General features: G+C 66.1%; 17 protein-coding genes and 2 pseudogenes. 7 read left to right on the forward strand and 12 right to left on the reverse strand.

The annotated features are described in order from the left end of the window. Positions 1-27 precede the first annotated feature (27 nt). Entirely contained in the window at positions 28-1,488 is a 1,461-nt protein-coding gene (locus VSO01S_RS16550; RefSeq protein ID WP_068643909.1) for a porin family protein, read from the reverse strand. Positions 1,489-1,572: 84 nt separating this feature from the next. Continuing rightward, positions 1,573-1,944 (reverse strand): hypothetical protein, encoded by a 372-nt coding sequence (locus VSO01S_RS16555; protein ID WP_068643910.1) that lies wholly within the window; start codon positions 1,942-1,944, stop codon positions 1,573-1,575. 96 nt (positions 1,945-2,040) lie between these two features. Between VSO01S_RS16555 and VSO01S_RS16560 the strand changes: the two genes are divergently transcribed. Continuing rightward, positions 2,041-2,505 carry an EVE domain-containing protein gene (locus VSO01S_RS16560; protein ID WP_068643911.1) on the forward strand — a complete coding sequence of 155 codons (465 nt, stop codon included), beginning with the start codon at positions 2,041-2,043 and terminating at the stop codon, positions 2,503-2,505. Positions 2,506-2,560: 55 nt separating this feature from the next. After that, positions 2,561-3,547: a S1C family serine protease gene (locus VSO01S_RS16565; RefSeq protein WP_068643912.1), complete on the forward strand. Its 987-nt coding sequence runs from the start codon at positions 2,561-2,563 to the stop codon at positions 3,545-3,547. Positions 3,548-3,568: 21 nt separating this feature from the next. On the opposite strand, the pseudogene msrB reads toward VSO01S_RS16565, so the two are convergent. The 3 genes and pseudogenes from msrB to VSO01S_RS16580 form a co-directional block, all read right to left on the reverse strand. Continuing rightward, positions 3,569-3,992, reverse strand: a pseudogene (msrB, locus tag VSO01S_RS16570) (peptide-methionine (R)-S-oxide reductase MsrB). Positions 3,993-4,638: 646 nt separating this feature from the next. After that, positions 4,639-6,144: an L-piperidine-6-carboxylate dehydrogenase gene (amaB, locus tag VSO01S_RS16575; protein ID WP_068643913.1), complete on the reverse strand. Its 1,506-nt coding sequence runs from the start codon at positions 6,142-6,144 to the stop codon at positions 4,639-4,641. A gap of 13 nt (positions 6,145-6,157) precedes the next feature. Then, positions 6,158-7,300 carry a saccharopine dehydrogenase family protein gene (locus tag VSO01S_RS16580; protein ID WP_068643914.1) on the reverse strand — a complete coding sequence of 381 codons (1,143 nt, stop codon included), beginning with the start codon at positions 7,298-7,300 and terminating at the stop codon, positions 6,158-6,160. 140 nt (positions 7,301-7,440) lie between these two features. On the opposite strand from VSO01S_RS16580, the gene VSO01S_RS16585 reads away from it, so the two are divergent. Both VSO01S_RS16585 and VSO01S_RS16590 read left to right on the forward strand, forming a co-directional pair. After that, positions 7,441-7,941 carry an Lrp/AsnC family transcriptional regulator gene (locus VSO01S_RS16585; RefSeq protein ID WP_068643915.1) on the forward strand — a complete coding sequence of 167 codons (501 nt, stop codon included), beginning with the start codon at positions 7,441-7,443 and terminating at the stop codon, positions 7,939-7,941. Next, positions 7,938-9,392 carry a coniferyl aldehyde dehydrogenase gene (locus VSO01S_RS16590; RefSeq protein ID WP_068643916.1) on the forward strand — a complete coding sequence of 485 codons (1,455 nt, stop codon included), beginning with the start codon at positions 7,938-7,940 and terminating at the stop codon, positions 9,390-9,392. The genes VSO01S_RS16585 and VSO01S_RS16590 overlap by 4 nt, the downstream gene beginning before the upstream one ends. Positions 9,393-9,425: 33 nt before the next feature. On the opposite strand, the gene VSO01S_RS28170 is transcribed toward VSO01S_RS16590, so the two are convergent. Beyond that, positions 9,426-10,409, reverse strand: a complete 984-nt coding sequence (locus VSO01S_RS28170; protein WP_068643917.1) for an AraC family transcriptional regulator — start codon at positions 10,407-10,409, stop codon at positions 9,426-9,428. Positions 10,410-10,645: 236 nt separating this feature from the next. Between VSO01S_RS28170 and VSO01S_RS28280 the strand changes: the two are divergent. Next, a pseudogene (locus VSO01S_RS28280) lies at positions 10,646-10,765 on the forward strand (H-NS family nucleoid-associated regulatory protein); the annotation flags it as partial. Between the two features lie 102 nt (positions 10,766-10,867). Then, positions 10,868-12,544 carry an arylsulfatase gene (locus VSO01S_RS16600; protein WP_084241921.1) on the forward strand — a complete coding sequence of 559 codons (1,677 nt, stop codon included), beginning with the start codon at positions 10,868-10,870 and terminating at the stop codon, positions 12,542-12,544. 100 nt (positions 12,545-12,644) lie between these two features. Here the strand turns inward: VSO01S_RS16600 and VSO01S_RS16605 are convergent, their stop codons facing one another. The 4 genes from VSO01S_RS16605 to VSO01S_RS16615 all read right to left on the reverse strand — a co-directional run bounded on the left by VSO01S_RS16605 (position 12,645) and on the right by VSO01S_RS16615 (position 15,298). Continuing rightward, entirely contained in the window at positions 12,645-13,541 is an 897-nt protein-coding gene (locus tag VSO01S_RS16605; protein ID WP_068643918.1) for a LysR family transcriptional regulator, read from the reverse strand. A 42-nt stretch (positions 13,542-13,583) separates the two neighbouring features. Beyond that, positions 13,584-14,246, reverse strand: a complete 663-nt coding sequence (locus VSO01S_RS16610) for a cysteine hydrolase family protein (RefSeq protein WP_068643926.1) — start codon at positions 14,244-14,246, stop codon at positions 13,584-13,586. A 357-nt stretch (positions 14,247-14,603) separates the two neighbouring features. Next, positions 14,604-14,879, reverse strand: a complete 276-nt coding sequence (locus VSO01S_RS27745; protein ID WP_153305286.1) for a hypothetical protein — start codon at positions 14,877-14,879, stop codon at positions 14,604-14,606. Further along, positions 14,876-15,298, reverse strand: coding sequence for a hypothetical protein (locus tag VSO01S_RS16615; RefSeq protein ID WP_153305287.1), 423 nt, complete (start codon positions 15,296-15,298; stop codon positions 14,876-14,878). Before VSO01S_RS16615 ends, VSO01S_RS27745 begins: the two co-directional genes overlap by 4 nt. A 93-nt stretch (positions 15,299-15,391) precedes the next feature. Here VSO01S_RS16615 and VSO01S_RS16620 point away from each other — a divergent pair, with 93 nt between their 5' ends. Continuing rightward, entirely contained in the window at positions 15,392-15,658 is a 267-nt protein-coding gene (locus tag VSO01S_RS16620) for a hypothetical protein (RefSeq protein WP_068643920.1), read from the forward strand. 482 nt (positions 15,659-16,140) lie between these two features. On the opposite strand, the gene VSO01S_RS16625 is transcribed toward VSO01S_RS16620, so the two are convergent. Further along, positions 16,141-18,006 carry a DUF4209 domain-containing protein gene (locus VSO01S_RS16625; protein ID WP_068643921.1) on the reverse strand — a complete coding sequence of 622 codons (1,866 nt, stop codon included), beginning with the start codon at positions 18,004-18,006 and terminating at the stop codon, positions 16,141-16,143. Positions 18,007-18,009: 3 nt separating this feature from the next. Beyond that, a partial coding sequence (locus tag VSO01S_RS27895) for a hypothetical protein (protein ID WP_218002353.1) occupies positions 18,010-18,208 on the reverse strand: 199 nt, incomplete at its 5' end.

The following is an 18,208-nucleotide window of genomic DNA, read 5'->3' on the forward strand; positions in this document are numbered from 1 at the left end:
TTCTTTCCTTTCCTGGAATCGACGCGGTCAGAAGCCGTGCGCGCCGTGGGCGCCCAGGCTCATCTGGTACTGCAGCCAGATCTGGTTGTCCGGCTGGCCCTCGCGGGCGCGGTCGCGCGCGTACTGCAGGCGGATGCGGGAGAACTCGCTGGGCGCGTATTCGAGCAGCAGCGAGTTCTTGGTCGGGGCATAGCCGCTGTTGGCCACCAGTTCGCTGCCGCCGCCGAAGTAGGGCGTGCCCGCGTCCAGGCGCTCGGTGCGCAGGCCTGCGCGCCAGCGCGGCATGAACTGGTAGATGCCCTGCAGGTACCAGCCCGACGTCGCATCGCTGTAGGCGCCGGGTACGGCGGCGCCCGTGCTGTCGACCACCATGCTGCCGTCGCGTTCGGCGCGCATGTATTCGCCCTGCAGCTTGAAATTGGTGCGCTTGGCATTGCCGTCCGGCGCCCACTTCCAGACGCCGTCGAGCACGTACACGCGCGATTTGCCGGTGAAGGCGTTGGTGAACTCGCCGCCGGCGCCGTCACTCATCAGCAGCTCCTGCGCGCTGGACTTGGTGCCCAGCACCGACACGCCTGCGCGCCAGCTGTTGCTGGTGCCGATGTCGCCGCCGGTGTGTACGCCCAGGCTGTACATGCCGTTGCCGTTCTTGCCGCTTTCGCTGCCCGGGAAGCTGGCACCGCGGCCCACCTCGGCGTTGAACTCCAGGTACTGGTCCAGCGGCGCCACCCACTTCATCTGCAGGCCGTCGTTGCTGTACTGGGTGCCCAGCATGGCCTGGTAGGCCAGGGGCGCATCGACGAAGTCCCAGGTATGGGCGTGCTGCGGATTCAGGTAGCCGATGTTGGAGAAGAAGCGGCCGCCCTTGAGCGAGAGGCCGTTGCCCAGCGCTGTGGTTTCGACAAAGGCTTCCTCCAGCTCCACTTCGTTTTCCGGGGTCACGGCCAGCGTGGCTGCGCCGCGGAAGTAGGGGTCGATGTTGGCCGAGAACGTCAGCTCCGATTCGCCCAGGGTGAAGCTGCGCGAGCCGGGGCCCTGCTCGGCGCCCGGCGGGCGGGCGAACCCGCTGATGGCGTAGTTGGAGGGGTCCTGCGAGGTGTTGATGTAGCCGCCCGACAGGATCATCGAGATGGCCGGATTGAAGCTGTTGGCTGCGCTGGCGCCGGAGGCAGCTGTCGATGGTGCCGGTGCGGTGGCCGCAGCCGCAACGACGGGCGCCGCGGGCGATGCGGCGGTTGCCGCGGTGGCTGCAGCGGCCGTGCTGGCGGCCGGCGGTGCGGACCACTGGGCCTTGGCCGCGGCCGATTCGGCGTCTTTCACGCGCTTTTCAAGCGCCTGGATTTTTGATTCATAGTCGGCACGCATGGCGCCGATTTCTTTTCGCAGCGCCTCGATGTCGGAATTGGATGAGGCCGCGGCGGTCTGTGCGCCGGCAGGCAGGGAAAGGGCGAGCGCAAGGCTCCCCACGGGAATGAGTTTTCTGTGCACGGAAATCGCTCCTGGCAAGCACGTCTGGAAGCACGCCCGCGCGCCGCAAAAAAGAAAGGCGGCGCGGGCGCGAGATGACAACGTTCAAGTCAGGGCGACGGGCGGCGCGCGGCCCTGGTAGGCCAGCCCGATCGGCGGCGTCCAGGGCGATACGAAGGCGGCAGCAGGGGCCGCATGATGGAGACGGGACAGCGCGGGCAGCAGCTCTGCGGCCGGAAGGCCGCCACCATGGACAACGCTGCCGGCCAGGCACAGGTCGCAATGCGAGGCGCCTGCCGAATGCTTGCTCTTGCTGTAGTCGAGCGTGCCGGCCACCAACTCGCCGGTGTGCGAGTAGACGTGGCAGGCCGCCGCGGTTTGGGCCAGCGGCAACACCAGCAGGACCAGCCACAGCAGCCACGCGGCATGGCGTGGCAGCGTGCGGCGTGAGCGGCGTGCGGCGGTGGTGGCAAGCATGGGGAAGGGCAAAATTCTAGCCGCAGGGGCCGCTGGCGCTCGGCTGCGCGTTGTTTGTTTTGCTACGCTTGCCGCCCCACATCCTGGAGACAGCCGATGACCCAGTACTGGTTGATGAAGTCGGAGCCCGACGACTGTTCCATCGACGATGCCCTGGCCGCACCCGACGCCACCGTGCCGTGGACCGGCGTGCGCGGCTTCCAGGCGCGCAACTTCATGGCCAAGTCGATGCAGGTGGGCGACGGCGTGCTCTTCTACCACTCCAGCTGCCCGCAGCCCGGCATCGTCGGCGTGGCGCGGGTGGCCTCGGGCGCGCGGCCCGATCCGACGCAGTTCGATCCGGCATCCCCTTATTACGACGCCGACTCCCGGCCCGACAAGCCGCGCTGGGTGCTGGTGGATGTGCAGGCGGTGCGCAAGACGCGCCTGCTGTCGCTGCCCGAGATGCGCGCCACGCCCGAACTGGCCGACATGGTCGTGCTGCGCCGTGGCAACCGGCTGTCGATCACGCCGGTGGAAGAGAAGCACTGGCAGCTGATCGTGGACGGTTTGCTGGCCTGAGTCTCGACAGCCCTGCAGCCTTGCAATTGGCACGGCGGCCTCCAACTATCCGTGCATGGGCGATCGACCATCCTTCATCGAGTCGCGTTCCTCCGGCAACGATGCCGACCTGCTGGACGCCTATTCCGAAACCGTGGCCGGCACTGTGGAGCGCGTGCGCGACGCGGTGGTGGCCATCGCGGCGCATGCCGGCCCGGGCAAGGGCCACAGCGGAACCGGCTCGGGCTTTCTCTTCACGCCCGATGGCTACCTGCTGACCAACAGCCACGTGGTGCACGGCGCCGCACGCCTCGAAGTGCTGCGGCCCGACGGCACGCGATCCGACGCGCAGCTGCTGGGCGAAGACCCCGACACCGACCTGGCCGTGCTGCGCATCGGCGCGAGCCGGGCGCTGCCGCATCTCACGCTGGGCGATTCATCGCGCCTGCGGGTCGGGCAGATCGCCATCGCCATCGGCAATCCGCTGGGCTTCAACCACACGGTCACCAGCGGCATCGTCTCGGCGCTGGGCCGTTCGCTGCGTTCCAGGGCGGGCCGGATGATCGACAACGTGATCCAGACCGATGCGGCGCTCAACCCCGGCAACTCCGGCGGGCCCTTGCTCGACAGCCGGGGGCGCGTCATCGGCGTGAACACGGCCATCATTCCGGGCGCGCAGGCCATCTGCTTCGCGGTGGCGGTGAACTCGGCGCAATGGGTGCTCACGCAGCTGTTCACGCACGGCCGGGTGCGCCGGGCTTACATCGGCCTGGCGGGCTCCACGGTGCCGCTGTCGCGGCGCGCGGCACGCGTGCTGGATGTGCAGGCGCAGGAAAGCTGCGTGCGCGTGTCCGATGTGCAGACCGGCTCGCCGGCGGCCATGGCGGGACTCAGGAGTGACGACCTGATCGTGGGCATCGACGGTGCGCCGGCGCGCACCGTGGACGACCTGCATCGGCTGCTGGACGAGTCGCGCATCGGCAAGCTGTGCGTGCTGCGCATCGTGCGCGGCGGGCAGGCGCTCTACCTGCACGTCACGCCGACCGAGGCGCGGGCCGGCTAGGGGCGGCCCGGCCGTGGTGCCTCAGGCAGCTGCTGCAGCCTTCTCCAGCGCCACGCCGTTGATGCAGTAGCGCAGCCCAGTGGGCTCGGGCCCGTCGGGGAACACGTGCCCCAGGGTGCGCGTCGCACACATTGCAGGCTACTTCCACGCGCCGCATGCCGTGGCTGTCGTCCGCCAGGTGCGCCACCACGCCGGGCGCGACCGCCTGCGTGAAGCTGGGCCAGCCGCTCTTGCTGCCGAACTTGGTCGAGGCCTCGAACAGCGGCGTGCCGCAGCACACGCACTGGTATTCGCCCGGCTCGAACAGGCCGCACATGTCCGAGCTGTGGGCGCGCTCGGTGCCGCGCTCGCGCGTCACGCGGAACTGCTCGGGCGTGAGCCGCTCGCGCCATTCGGCCGCGGAACGTTCCACGCGCCGGGGCGGCGGTGGGTTGCCGTCCCGCACCTGCTTGAGCACATCGCGCCAGGTGAAGGTGCCCGGCGGCACCGCTGGGGCCGGGTCGCGGGTGGCATTGCGCAGGAATGTGACGAGCCGGTCCGCATCCAGGCGGAAGTCGTTGAACACCACCACGCCGTTCGGGTCGATGAGGATGAACCACGGCGTGCCGCCGTTGCCGAAGCGGCGCATCAGCTCGGAGCCGGACTGGTCCTGGCCCGCGTCGTGGCCGAAAGGAACGGGCAGGGCGTAGCGGCGCTGGTCTTCCAGCATGGCCTCGAAGGTGTTGTGCTCGAAGTCCTCGAACACCGTGTGCACCACCGCGATGCTGAGCACGTCGGTGCCATGCAGTGCTTGGACGATGCGCTGGAGCGTCGGAAAGCCGCTGCTGTGGCAGCCCGGGCAGGCGTGCTGGAAGCAGAACAGCAGCTTGTAGCGACCCGGCGCGCTCAAAAGATCGAAACCGTCCAGCGGCTGGCCGGACGGATCGACCCAGCGGGTGACGCCCAGCTCGGGCGCGAGTTCGTTGGCGATGCCGTAGTCGGCGTTCTGATTTGCCACATTCATCTCCCTTGGTTGCCCGGCCCATCGCACCGTGCGCGGGCCGGCCGACATACTTGCGGACTGTTCCGGATATAGCAAGGCCCCGAGAGCCTCAGCCGAACTGGATGCCCTGCGCCAGCGGCAGCTCGTGCGAGTAGTTGATGGTGTTGGTGCTGCGCCGCATGTACTGCTTCCACGCGTCGGAGCCGCTTTCGCGGTCGCCGCCGGTTTCCTTCTCGCCCCCGAACGCGCCGCCGATCTCCGCGCCGTTGGGGCCGATGTTGACGTTGGCAATGCCGCAGTCCGAGCCGGCCGCCGAGAGGAACAGCTCCACCTCGCGCATGTCGTTGGAGAAGATGCAGGACGACAGGCCCTGCGGCACGTCGTTGTGCAGCTCGATGGCTTCTTCGAGCGTGTCGTAGCCCAGCACATACAGCAGCGGCGCGAAGGTCTCGTGCCGCACCACGGATGTCTGTGCCGGCATGTCGACGATGGCGGGCTGCACGTACCAGGCTTGCGGATGGCGCTCGGTCAGGACGCGCTGCCCGCCCGCCAGCAGGCTGCCGCCTTGTTCCTGCGCGGAGGCCAGCGCGGCCTGCATGGCCTGGAACGCCGCTTCGTCGATCAGCGGGCCCACCAGCGTGCCGTCGGCCAGCGGATCGCCGATGCGAAGGCCGGCGTAGGTCTTGACCAGGCGCTCCAGCAACCGGGCCTTGACGCTGCGGTGCACGATGAGCCGCCGCAGCGTGGTGCAGCGCTGGCCGGCGGTGGCCACCGCCCCGAAGAGGATGGCGCGCAGCGCCATGTCCAGGTCGGCCGCAGGCGTCACGATCATCGCGTTGTTGCCGCCCAGCTCCAGGATGCGCCGGCCGAAGCGCTGCGCCACCTTGGGGCCCACCGAGCGGCCCATGCGCGTGGAGCCGGTGGCCGAGACCAGCGCGATGCCCGGATGCTCCACCAGCGCCTCGGCCAGGTCGGCGCGGCCGACGGCAATCTGCGCCAGGCCCGGGGGCGCCCGGTGGCCGAAGCGCTCGATGGCGCGCTCCAGCGCACGGAAGGTGGCCAGGCCCGACAGCGGGGCCTTCTCCGAGGGCTTGAAGATCACCGGATCACCGCATACCAGGGCCAGCGCCGCGTTCCAGGCGAACACGGCGCTCGGGAAGTTGAAGGCCGTGATGACGGCCACCGGCCCCAGCGGGTGGTACTGCTCCATCATGCGGTGGCCCGGGCGTTCGGATACGATGGTTCGGCCATAAAGCTGGCGCGACAGGCCCAGCGCAAAGTCGCAGATGTCCACGCATTCCTGCGCCTCGCCGAGGCCCTCCTGCGCGATCTTTCCCACCTCCAGCGAAACGATCCGGCCGATGTCTGCCTTGGCCGCGCGCAACTCCTCGCCCCAGAGCCTGACGAGTTCTCCGCGCACGGGCGCCGGCACCAGGCGCCATGCGAGGAAGGCGGCGCGGGAGCGCGCCACCATGCCGTCGATGGCCGATGCGGGCAGTTCCGGCAGGCGCGCCAGCGGCGCGCCGTCGATGGGCGAGCGCACCTGCAGCGATCCGTCCTGGCCATCGCCGAGGCCGGTGCGCTGGAAGAGTCGGGAGAGTTCGTCGTTGGTCATGCATGGGCTCCGGTCAGGCCTGTGCCGCTTCGTTTTCGGCGGGGGTGGGTGCGTGTCCGTCCAAGTGTGCGTAATGGTGCCCCACCCGTGTGGCAAGGAAATCCCGCAGCGGCACCTGCTCCTGCCGCACGAAGCCCCGGGCCGGCAGCTTGCCCTGTTGCAGCAGCTCGAGCACGCCCACCACCCCGGCGGCGGTGCACAGCTCGATGGCGGTTCGCGCCTTGCCGCGCAATTCGCCGCCGTAGATGCGGGCGAGGCGGCTCTCCTGTTCGAAGCGGCCCGCGCGCAGGCCGCTGGCGGCGGCGAAGACGATCACGACGTCGTCGCGGCTGTGCGGCACCGCATGCTCCAGCACCTGGCGCAGCAGGTCGCGCCGCTCGACGAGGCGCAGGTCGTGCAGCAGGAAGTTCATGGCCTCGCGATGGCCCGGATAGCGGATGGACTTGTAGTCGAGGTTGCGCACGCGGCCCTGCAGGCTTTCGCACAGGGTGCCCAGGCCGCCGGCGGTGTTGAAGGCCTCGAAGGCCTCGGCGTCCAGCGTGAAGGTCTCGTGCCCTTCCAGCGGCTGCACCTTCACGCGCTCGCCGTTGACGATGGCATCGGCCGGGTTGCAGTACTCGTTGATCACGCCGTCGATGCTCCAGGTGAAGTTGTAGCGCAGGCTGTTGGTGGCATGGCGGGTGAGGGCGCCCACGCGCAGGCGCAGGTCGTAGAGCGTGTCGAAGCGCCCGGCCAGCTCCCAGCCCAGCATGCCGATCACGCCGGGTGCCAGGCCGCACTGGGGCATCAGCACCGCGCTGGCGTTGGCGGCCATCTGGCGGATGGCGTGGGTGGCGGCCACGTCCTCGGTCAGGTCGAAGTAGTGCGTGCCGCAGGTGGCAGCCATGGCGGCCACCGGCTGGGCCATGAAGAAGGGCAGGCAGTTGATGGCGGCGTCGTGCGCGGACAGGGCGTCGCAAAGATCGTCCGCGCGGCTGGCATCGAGCACGATGCGGCGAACCTGGCGGTCGGCGGCGGCATCGGCGGAGGGCGGCGACTGGTCCGCCAGCGTGACCCGCAGGCGCGGGTGGTACTGCGCCAGCATGTCTGCGACCGTGGTGCCGATCTTGCCGGCGCCCAGGATCAGCACGCTGTCCAGTTGAGTTGTCTTGGCCATGGCGTCCTCCTTCGCTGCATGTGGGTGTGTTCCCAAAATCTAGCCGCCATCGCCGGCAGAAAGAAGGGCACAGAACGCCGAAGCCGGGGGAGCCTTCGCCGGAATGACGAACGCCTTGGTCAACCTGCACAATGCGTCGCATGGAGCATTCGCAAGCGCGCCTCGACGACCTGGACCGACAACTGCTGGCCCTGCTGCAGGCCGATGCGCGGGCGCCGACCGCGGAGCTCGCGCGCCGGCTCAAGGTGGCGCGCACCACGGTGGTGGCGCGCATCGCCCGGCTGGAGCGCGAAGGCGTGGTGGCGGGCTACGGCGTGCGCCTCGGGCGGCGGCTTGAAGAGTCGGCGGTGCGCGCCTTCTGCGGGCTGAGCGTCCAGGCGCGCAGCGCCGGTGCCGTCATCAAGGCACTGGAGCGCATGCCCGAGGTGGAGGGCGCCTGGGCCGTGAGCGGCGAGTTCGACTACATGGTGCAGCTGCGCTGCGCATCGCCGCAGGAGCTGGATGCGCTGCTCGACCAGCTGGGCCAGATCGACGGTGTGCGGCAGACCCAGACCTCGATGGTGCTGAGCCAGAAGATCGACCGCCGCCCCACCGACGCAATTGCAGCAGCAGCAGCAACAACGACCGCGGAGCCGACATGAACGCACGCATTCAAGAACTTGAAGCGCCGGCGATTCCGGCCGAATTCCAGGAATGCCTCGAGCGCCAGCGCGCGGCCTGCCTGGCGCAGCCGCAGCCCAGCCACCAGGAGCGCGTGGCCGACCTGAACGCGCTGGCCCGCATGCTCAAGGACAACCGCGAACAGCTGGTGGAGGCCATCTGCCGCGACTACGGCAGCCGCTCGGCGTTCGAGACGCTGTTCGCGGAATTCTTCGTGGCGCTGGAAACCATCAAGGACAGCGCCCGCAACGTGAAGAAATGGATGAAGCCCCAGCGCCGGCACATCGACGTGCTGATGTACCCGGGAGCCTCCAACCGGGTGATACCGCAGCCGCTGGGCGTGGTGGGCGTGATCGTGCCGTGGAACTTCCCGCTCAACCTCTCGTTCTGTCCTCTTGCCGCCATCTTCGCGGCGGGCAACCGGGCCATGGTGAAGATGTCGGAAAACTCCAGCCACCTGGCCGCGCTGCTGATGGAGATCAGCCCGCGCTACCTGCCGCACGACAAGCTTCGCTTCTTCGACGACGGCGGCGGCCGCGGGCCGGCCTTTTCTGCGCTGCCCTTCGACCACCTGCTGTTCACTGGCTCGGGCAGCACCGGCCGCGCGGTCATGGCCAATGCGGCGCGCAACCTGACGCCGGTGACGCTGGAACTGGGCGGCAAGTCGCCGGCCATCGTGGGGCCGGACTTTTCGATCGAGACCGCGGCCGAGCGGATCATGTGGGTGAAGATGTTCAACGCGGGCCAGATCTGCACGAACATCGACTACGTCTTCCTGCCCGAAGGCAGCCGCCAGGCCTTTGCCGAGCACTGCAGCCGCCTCGTGGCACGGCGCTATCCCGACCTGAATTCGGACGACTACACCGCGATCATCGATCAGCGCTCCTTCGAGCGCCTGCAGGCCGCCCTGGGCGATGCACGGGCCAAGGGTGCCACGGTGGTCAACCTGGCGCCGGATCAGGCGCCCGACGCGCTGCGGCGCAAGATGGCGCCGTACCTGGTGTTCGACCTCACGCCCGACATGGAGCTGTCGCGGCGCGAGATCTTCGGCCCGATCCTGCCGGTGCGCACCTACCGCAGCCGCGAAGAGGTGGCTCTGTACATCAACAGCCAGGACCGGCCGCTGGCGCTCTATCCCTTCACCAACGACAAGGCTCTGCAGGACTACTACATCACGCACGTGATGTCGGGCGGCGTCTCGGTCAACGAAGGGCTGCTGCATGTGGCGCAGCACGACCTGCCCTTTGGCGGTGTGGGCCCCAGCGGCATGGGGCACTACCACGCGCGCGAAGGCTTCCTGACTTTTTCCAAGCTGCGGCCGGTGTTTCGACAGGGGCCGTTCTCTGCGGTGCAGATGCTGTTTCAGCCGCCCTATGCCGGCCGGGCGCGCAAGCTGCTGGAGTTGCTGATGCGCATGAAGGCCGGCAAATGATGGCGGCGTGCGGCGCAGCCGGACGTTGACCGGCTAGCGAGGCTTGGGCGACTCAACGGCGCGCGCCAGCGTCTGGCTCGGCAGTTCGCCGAACGCGCGCCGGTACTGGTCGGCAAAACGCGACAGGTGGCGAAAGCCCCAGCGCGTTGCCACTTCGGTGATGGAGGTGTCGGCTGCGGGGGAGATCAGCTCGCGCAGGGCCCCGTTCAACCGGATGTTCATGAACCAGCGCCCGGGCGTCATGCCCACACCATTGCGAAAGATCAGCTCCAGCGATCGCATGGTGTAGCCGCTTCGGTGCGCGAGCGCCGCCAGGTCGATCTTGGCGAGCCCGCTGTCCAACACCAGCCGCTCGCAGGCGAGGATCAGGTGGTAGTGCCGGCGCGCCGTCGAAGACTTGCCGCCCCGATCCACCAACTGGGCGTTGCCCAGCGCGTCGACAATGGCCGAGATCAGCGCGCGCGGCATCTCGCGCGCGAGCGGCGGCGCCACGCCCGCGGGTTGCAGGGCCCTGGCCAGGCCGAGGGCGTCATTCACCAGTTGCCAGAGCCGGGCGCGCCCGCCCGGCGGCAGCCGGAAGGACACCATGCCGCGCATCGAAAAATTCAGCGGCCGCCCGAAGCGCGCCTGCGCCATGTCCTGCATGACGGCTTCGGGCGCGGAGACGTTGACCCACCGCGATGGGCCCGTGCAGTGGTACATGAGTTCCATGCCGGGCGAGTAGAACTGGATGTCGTCTTCCTCCAGGGACTCGATGTTGCAGCGGGTGACGCCGACGCCTTCGCCGAGGATGCCGATGCACACGCAGTCGCGGGGCATGACGCCTTGCGCGACCACCGGAAAGTCATAGCGGCCGGTCTCGATGCGCACCTGGTCCAGGACCAGGCGCTGGTGCTCCATGGTCGACCGCCGGGCCGACAGCAGCCGATGCTCGAAGTGTCCTCCATAGACCACGTCGAACGCCTGCGCGGGTTCGAAGCCCGAGTACGTGTGAAGCTCGTAAGCAGATGAGGTCATCCCGTTTTCATTCTTGTTTTTCGTTTTTTGGATAGTTGCCACTGTCAGTGCCAACTACCATTCGCGCCACGCTCAGGGGGATTTCAACACAGATGGCTTCATTCAATGAAGGGGCCGGTGCTGGCCGTCAGAAGTCAGAAAAAAGGCCTATGCGCTCGAGGCGCGGCACGGTGTCGGCCGAGCACCATGGATCGGTCGATGGACTGGGCCGGGGCCCCGGCATCGACGATCTCGTTCGCTACAGGGACCCCGAATCCGGACGTACATGGTCCGGCTATGGACGGCCACCCAATTGGATTCGCGGAAAGGACCGCGAACGTTTTCTCGTGCAGCCATCGGCTCGCCAGCTCAGTTGAATCGATCGAGGGCGCTTCTTGTGCTCCGTCCACGCGTGCGTGGGAGGCGCGAGTTTTTTGCGGCGAGTTTTTCGTCAATCAAGTGAAGGAAGGAAGAAACCTGTGAGAGTCACACATCTATTGATTGCGGCGGTTGCCGGCGCGGCGGCGATATCCGGCACGGCGCAGCAGCAACAGCAGCAGCAGCAGCAAAGCCAGAGCAAGCCCAACATCATCCTCATCGTCGGCGACGACGTCGGCTATGGCGACCTGGGCGCCTACGGCGGTGGCGAGGGCCGCGGGGCGGCCACGCCCAATCTGGACCGCCTGTCCTCCGAAGGCATGACCTTCTTCACCTTCTATGCCCAACCCAGCTGCACGCCGGGACGCGCCGCCATGCAGACCGGGCGCAATCCCAACCGCAGCGGCATGACGACGGTGTCGTTCCAGGGGCAGGGCGGCGGATTGCCGGCGGCCGAATGGACGCTGGCCTCGGTGCTCAAGACCTCCGGCTACAACACCTTCTTCACCGGCAAGTGGCACCTGGGCGAGTCGGACTACGCACTGCCCAATGCGCAGGGTTACGACGACATGCGCTACGCGGGCCTGTACCACCTGAACGCCTACACCTACGCCGACCCGACCTGGTTCCCTGAAATGAGCGACGACCTGCGCGCCATGTTCAAGAAGGTGACCCGCGGCTCGGTCTCCGGCAAGGCGGGCGAGAAGCCGAAGGAAGACTTTGCCATCAACGGCCAGTACATGGACAAGCCCACCGAGAAGTCGGCGGAGTATCCCAACGGCGTGGTGGGCATTCCGTACTTCGACGGCTACGTGCAGAAGGCCGCCATCGAATACCTGGACCAGGCCTCCAAGGCCAACAAGCCCTTCTTCATGAACGTCAACTTCATGAAGGTGCACCAGCCGAACATGCCGGCGCCCGAGTTCAAGGGCAAGTCGGCGGCCAAGTCCAGGTATGCGGACTCGATCGTCGAGATGGACGCCCGCGTCGGCGCCATCATGGACAAGGTGCGTTCGCTGGGCCTGGACAAGAACACGCTGGTGATCTTCACCACCGACAACGGCGCCTGGCAGGACGTGTACCCCGACGCCGGCTACACCCCCTTCCGCGGCACCAAGGGCACGGTGCGCGAAGGCGGTGTGCGCGTTCCGGCCATCGCCTGGATGCCCGGCAAGATCAAGGCCGGCACCAGGAACTTCGACATCGTGGGCGGCCTGGACCTGATGGCCACCTTCGCCAAGGTGGGCGGCGCCAAGCTGCCGGAGAAGGACCGCGAGGGCAAGCCGATCATCTTCGACAGCTACGACATGTCGCCCGTGCTGTTCGGCACCGGCAAGTCCGATCGCAAGGCCTGGTTCTACTTCACCGAGAACGAACTCACCCCCGGCGCGGTGCGCGTGGGCCAGTTCAAGGGCGTGTTCAACCTGCGCGGCGACGGCGGCGTGGCCACCGGCGGCCTGGCGGTGGATTCCAACCAGGGCTGGAAGGGCCCCGAGAAGTACGTGGCCACCGTGCCCCAGGTGTTCGACCTGTGGCAAGACCCGCAGGAGCGCTACGACACCTTCATGAACAACTACACGGAGCACACCTGGGCGCTGGTGAACATCAACCAGGCCGTGAAGGACGAGATGAAGACCTACATCAAGTACCCGCCGCGCAAGGTGCAGAGCGAAGGCTATTCAGGCCCCATCACGCTCTCGCAGTACCAGCGCCTGGCCACGGTTCGGGAGCGGCTGGAGAAGGAAGGCTTCAACATCCCGCTGCCGAACGGCAACTGATTTGAATCGGGGCCCGTGGCCTAAATGAGAGGAAGCCCCTGGCCGCGAGGCCGGGGGCTTTTTTTCTGGGTGGCCCGCCAACGAGATCGATGCGGCGGCTTCAGGCCTTGCGGTAGTGCTCGGCCATGTGGGTCACGAAGGCCTGCACCTTGGGCGCCAGATGCCGGGTCGACGGCAGCAGCGCGTAGTAGCGCCGCGGCGGCAGCGCGTGGTTGGGCAGCACATGGACGAGCTGTCCGCGCGCGAGCTCGGCCTGCACCGTCGGCCGGGTGAAGGCGGCGATGCCCAGGCCGGCCAGCGCGGCTGCGTGCAGCGATGTGATGGCGTCCGAGCGCAGGCGCGGTGCGCGCAGCGGCACGCGGCTCACCGTGCCGTCCTTGGCGCTGAGTAGCCATTCGGGCGAGGGCTCCGTGCCGGCGTAGGCCAGCAGCGCGTGGCCGGCCAGTTCGTCCGGCTGCCGCGGAACTCCATGGCGCGCCAGGTAGGCCGGTGCCGCCACCAGCACCACCTCGGCGATGGCCAGCGTGCGCGCCACCATGCTCGCATCGGCAAGCGGCCCGTCGATGCGAAGCGCGGCGTCGAAGCCGTCGGACGCCAGGTTGACGAACTGGTCGCTGCACGACAGATCCAGGTCGATGCGGGGGTAGCGGGCCTGGAACGATGGGAGCCACTGGGCGAGTTCGAGGACGCCGATGGCCAGCGGCAGGCTCACGCGCAGCCGCCCGCTGGGCTGGCGCTGCTCGTCGGCCAGCACATCGGCGGCCGCATCGACGCGCTCGAGGATGTCGACACAGGCCGCGTAGTAGCGCTCGCCGGCGGCGGTGGGCGACAGGCCGTGCGTGTCGCGATGGAGCAGCCGCGCGCCGAGCGCCTGCTCCAGCTGCTTGAGTTGCCGCGACACCGTCGAGTGCGTGGTGTCCATGCGCTGCGCGGCGGCCGAGATGCCGCGCGCCTCGACGATATGGCGGAACGTCCGCATGGCCGCCAGCTGGTCCATCCTGCTCCCTGGGCGTGAACAAACAAAAAGAAGCGCGCGAGCTTAGCGCAGCGGCAGCGCGAGGATCGAGGCCGTGGACAGCACGTCGCCGAAGGTGTCTTCGATCTCGGCCAGTGCGGCGCGGTGCAGTGCATCGGCATCCACCGCCTGTCCGCCCGCACGGCGGATGGCGCGCGTGGCGCAGGCGTCCTCGGCCACCACGACGTTGTAGCCCAGCGGTGCGGCGTCGCGCGCGGCGCCGGCGACGCAGGCATGGGTCATCAGCCCGCAGATCACCAGCGTGCGCACGCCGGCTGCCTGCAGGCGTGCATGCAGGTCGGTGCTGGCGAAGACGCTGACCGTGGTCTTCTGGATCACCACGTCTTGCGGGCGCGGCGCCGCCTCCGGATGGAAGCGCACGCGATCGCCGCCCAGCGCGAACAGCGCAGCGCCTTCCGGCGCGACGTGCTGCACCTGGTAGACCGGCATCGCGGCCTTGTCGGCCCAGGCGATCAGGCGCCGGGCTTGGGCCAGCGCCGAAATGCCGTCCGGAATCGGCATGCGGCCGCCGAAGTACTCGTCCTGGAAGTCGATCACCAGGAGTGCGGTGCTTGCCGGGGCGAGCGAAGCCAGGGGCGGCGCCCCGGACATGGCGCGGATGGTCGGCGTGGATGCCGCAGCGGCTCGCGTGGTGGCGGCAGCGGAGGCGGGCGATGCAGCCACCATCGCGGTCGTGCCGGCCAGGCCGAGCAGCGCGTGCAGGAAGGTCGAACGGGTCATGGGAAGTCGGGGCATGGGGAAATGAAAGTCGATCCGGGATGAATCGACGGCCGCGCCGTGGCGGCGGCCGCCGTGCGAATGCGCTGCAGTGCCCGGCCAGTCTAGGCGGCGCCCCTGGCCTTATCTACGCTTGCGGCCGCACAACGGCTGTGTGCAACTTGCACGACGCCACGCTCGAACACCGCCATTTCCCGCTGATTTCCGGACCCGGAATAGAAAAGGGGCTCCCACTCGAAAGTGGGAGCCCTTGTTCGCTGCGCGCGCCTGCAGCCCGGCCTTGGCTGATCGACGCGCAGCAAGGTCTCATTCGCACTTGAACAGCACTTCAGCCTCGGGCCAGCCGCCGAAAGGCCGTGCCGGAATTTGCTTCACGTCGAGTACGCGCACCTTCTTGCTGTCCTTGCTGCAGTAGGCATCGGCTTCTTTCGTGGCCTCGACCTTGAGTGAGTCCGTAGTCACCCATGCACCACTACCCTGGTGTGCAACCTTGTAGAGACCGTCCGATAGTGGTGTCACACCAGTGGTTGGCACTGCGCAACCGGCGAGCAGCAAGGCGAAAATCGGCGCCAATCGCTTCATGGCTTGTCCAGGTACTTCACGATCCGATAGCGGATTTGCTTGCGACCGCTGCTCTGGGTGGTGCCAAAAGCAGTTGTGTTGCCTGCGAACGCAACGCCGCTGCCGATGCTCTGGCCTTGGGTCCAACCATCCTGCACGATGGCTGCATCGCCCTTCGCGGCCTTGATCTGCTCGGCAATGGCAGAGCGCATGCGCTGATTGCCAAATACGTTGTCGAAGTCCTCGACAGTTGCCACACCGAGCACTTGATAGCGACGCGGCGGATCGCCGTTGTCCCAAATCTCGTAGCCATCAATCACCTGCTTCGTGCCGCCCCTACCTTCTATGATTTGGGGCGTGCGGCCTTCATAAACTTGGTAATTGGTGGTCGAGCAGCCGACCAGAGCAACTAGCAACGCCACGGCAACGAGTCGCATCATGCCTCCTGGAGTTATTCTTTTGCGTTGATATTCGATTACCCCGGCTACAGTCAAGAACTGCGGCGTTGCAGGACCAGGAGAGGATCGAAACCCATGAGCACCGACGAGAGCATTCTCAACGTCATTCATACGAAGGTTGACAAGATCGCCGCCAAGCTGGACCGGTGCGCCGAAGGCTTCGGCCAAGGTCTCGACGAACTCTCCCGCGCCCTCCAGGACCTCGACCGCCGCATGGAAAGCATGGAGCAGACCAGCGCCGCCATTGCCGAAATTTGCGCGCTGGTGGCAAGCCGCCGGGACAGCACAGACAAGCGCCTGCGTGATCTGGAGGCGCGGGTTACGCGCCTGGAGTCGCGCTGATCGACGTTGGAAACGTTGCTACGCGACGAGCGGAACAAGGCTCGCCCTGGCGCGTTGCCCCACGACAAAGTCTGAGGCTATAGCCTTGTCCCTGCTGAAGCGTTGCTTTTCGGCCCTACCAAGCACACGCACTACTGTTAACAGAATTCGCGCTGCCTGCCACTCCTTTAGAGGCGAACGGCACGTCACCATCGTCGGTCTCACCAGAGAGACTCTCGGGGGGACCTGCAAATGCGGGCAGAGGGCTACAAAGCCACAGGGCGGCGCCCCAACAGCGGCCCAGTAAGGCGGGCCTTGCAAAACTCTCGACTGCGAGCCAACCGGCTTGCTCGATCAGACGCGCAACCCTTGTCGGTGCGGCGGACAGCGCACCGACCATGAAAGATCTGGCCAAGAGGCGATGTCCACAGTCCCTGCTCCGATGCTGGGAGCCAAACATTTTGGCCGGATGAACGGCGCTATTCCCATGCCTGGCAAGAGACTCATCCAGTGGCGTCTTCCACTGCTTTGCTTTTTCGCGCAGCGTTCCACCACGTTTTGAAGGTAAGCCGCAATGTCAGCCACCACGCATAGATCGCAAATGTTGAATGGCATCCGTCCTCATCGAGCAACCCATGAGCCAGTTCATTGCGCAAATTCGGCCCGAACGCATCGCAGAACAGTGACTTGAGCTCGAAAGCGAGATCCTTCCCAAAAACCTGTTCGGCTTCCGGCAAGTCCATCAGCGTGCTCATCCCGTTTTCATTCTGGATACCATCCTTGTCGAGATTCGTGGTCGTGGCGCCCGCTTGTTTCAGATGCATCCGCACCATATGCTCGATTTGAGGAACCAGAAGATGTAGCGCGGTGACGAAGTCACGTTCATACCCGGCGAACAACGCTTTTCCGAAAAGCCCGGCGCGACCCTTGGGCACGATGGGAGAATTGTTGGCCAAGTCAACAAAATCAGCTTCACGCAACCGATGCTCCAATAGAAGAACCTCCAGCGCGGGCCAGATGTCACCTTGAACCACGATGCTGACCAAGATGCCGTAGTCGCGGATCATCCCGGCGCGGATGGCTATCTCGTCGTCTTCCGTCGGCTCTCCGCCCAAACTCATCGCGGGGCGCTTGGCGATGACGCGGCCATCACGACTCATCACCGTCGCGGAAAAGAGGGATTGCAGGGGATGTTGGCGCATCCTTTCTAAGGCACTCTTGCGCATATCTTCTACGTTTGCTCCGCGATGCAGATTCGCAAAAGCAAGTAGCGCCTCCTGAGCGGATTTTCCGGTGACAGATTGCCGCGCGTTTTCGACAATTTGCGTGATGTCAACGCCGGGTGTACGGATAACCCCCATCTCTCCCAGCGACCTCTCACCAGAATCGTTCAGATGGTTTCGAAGCTCTGCGATTCGCTCATCGACGCGGTGCGTGGCACGTTCGCCCCTCGGAATCGTTCGATAGGTCTGAATGGCGTTTTCGTAGAAACTTGCAGCCACCATGTAGCTCGGGATTTCTGACGCAGATCGTGCAATGGCTTCCTTGACCCAGCTTTCGGCAACAGCCACCGTCATTTCGACTGCCATGACTTCATCGGGGACGACTTTGTACCAGTGAGCAGCGGCAGCGAAATATGCTCGCGCCCTGTGCAAGTCGCTTTGGTCCTCGAACTCAAGGGCCAGCGCTTCCAGTTTCTTTGCGATATCGGCTCGGAGGGTTTGCGCCAGACCATTTGATTTCAGAAGGTCGGCCAACCAGAGTCCAAGAAAGCCGTCGGTCGAAGTTGCGTTGTTGAACGCGTCTACGATTGATCCCTCCATTTGCTCCAATCGGTCGCCGGCACCATTCTTGAGCATCTGGGCCAAACTGATCGCTCGCGACCAGCAGTCTCGTCCGCCGTGAATCCAAGTGTTTACATCGAGCGGAATGGATCGATACGCGTCGACTGCCTTCAGAGCGAACGAGGCATTGCGGGGTTTACCCTTCAACCAAATCAGATCGGCAAGACGCGCCTTTAGCCAGTAGTCGTCGACTGAGTCGACAATCTCAGCGAAGAATTGAATGTCAGCTTCAGGCAGATCATCGGGAATGACCGACCGCCGATCATGGAAAACGGCAAAGGGCTTAAACGGTTCGTTCTTGCCCGACGGAGAAAGCATCATCGAGCAGGCATCGGCAAGCAACCACAGCACCTTTCCGTGTTTGTCGCGACCCTCCTCAATCTCGTTGCGTGCAGCCTCCGAGAGAGCCTGCCACATCGTCGAATAACCTTCGCGGGGCGTTGCGTCTAGCTTCTGTTTCCATCCAGAAGCAAGAAAGTCCTCAAGTGAGACGGGAAGATCCTCTTGGTAGCGTTCTTTACTCATCCATCACCATCCACGAAAAGCGAATTCGGCACTCAGCGCATCCAGGCCCGAGACGCTCAATCCAGCAAATTCAGCGGTCACGCATTCCAGACTTCGTCCGTTGTGCCGATTGCTGAGGATATGCGAATGTCTGGTTGCTGGTTGCTGGTTGCTGGTTGCTGGTTGCTGGTTGCTGGTTGCTGGTTGCTGGTTGCTGGTTGCT

Source organism: Variovorax soli NBRC 106424 (genome assembly GCF_001591385.1).
Classification (GTDB): domain Bacteria; phylum Pseudomonadota; class Gammaproteobacteria; order Burkholderiales; family Burkholderiaceae_C; genus Variovorax; species Variovorax soli.

Bases quoted from the DNA above. Each gene is read 5' to 3' on its own strand.
- VSO01S_RS16555 (WP_068643910.1), bottom strand. From the start codon at position 1,944: ATGCTTGCCACCACCGCCGCACGCCGCTCACGCCGCACGCTGCCACGC.
- VSO01S_RS16560 (WP_068643911.1), top strand. From the start codon at position 2,041: ATGACCCAGTACTGGTTGATGAAGTCGGAGCCCGACGACTGTTCCATC.
- VSO01S_RS16565 (WP_068643912.1), top strand. From the start codon at position 2,561: ATGGGCGATCGACCATCCTTCATCGAGTCGCGTTCCTCCGGCAACGAT.
- amaB (WP_068643913.1), bottom strand. From the start codon at position 6,144: ATGACCAACGACGAACTCTCCCGACTCTTCCAGCGCACCGGCCTCGGC.
- VSO01S_RS16580 (WP_068643914.1), bottom strand. From the start codon at position 7,300: ATGGCCAAGACAACTCAACTGGACAGCGTGCTGATCCTGGGCGCCGGC.
- VSO01S_RS16585 (WP_068643915.1), top strand. From the start codon at position 7,441: ATGGAGCATTCGCAAGCGCGCCTCGACGACCTGGACCGACAACTGCTG.
- VSO01S_RS16590 (WP_068643916.1), top strand. From the start codon at position 7,938: ATGAACGCACGCATTCAAGAACTTGAAGCGCCGGCGATTCCGGCCGAA.
- VSO01S_RS28170 (WP_068643917.1), bottom strand. From the start codon at position 10,409: ATGACCTCATCTGCTTACGAGCTTCACACGTACTCGGGCTTCGAACCC.
- VSO01S_RS16605 (WP_068643918.1), bottom strand. From the start codon at position 13,541: ATGGACCAGCTGGCGGCCATGCGGACGTTCCGCCATATCGTCGAGGCG.
- VSO01S_RS16610 (WP_068643926.1), bottom strand. From the start codon at position 14,246: ATGGTGGCTGCATCGCCCGCCTCCGCTGCCGCCACCACGCGAGCCGCT.
- VSO01S_RS27745 (WP_153305286.1), bottom strand. From the start codon at position 14,879: ATGAAGCGATTGGCGCCGATTTTCGCCTTGCTGCTCGCCGGTTGCGCA.
- VSO01S_RS16615 (WP_153305287.1), bottom strand. From the start codon at position 15,298: ATGATGCGACTCGTTGCCGTGGCGTTGCTAGTTGCTCTGGTCGGCTGC.
- VSO01S_RS16620 (WP_068643920.1), top strand. From the start codon at position 15,392: ATGAGCACCGACGAGAGCATTCTCAACGTCATTCATACGAAGGTTGAC.
- VSO01S_RS16625 (WP_068643921.1), bottom strand. From the start codon at position 18,006: ATGAGTAAAGAACGCTACCAAGAGGATCTTCCCGTCTCACTTGAGGAC.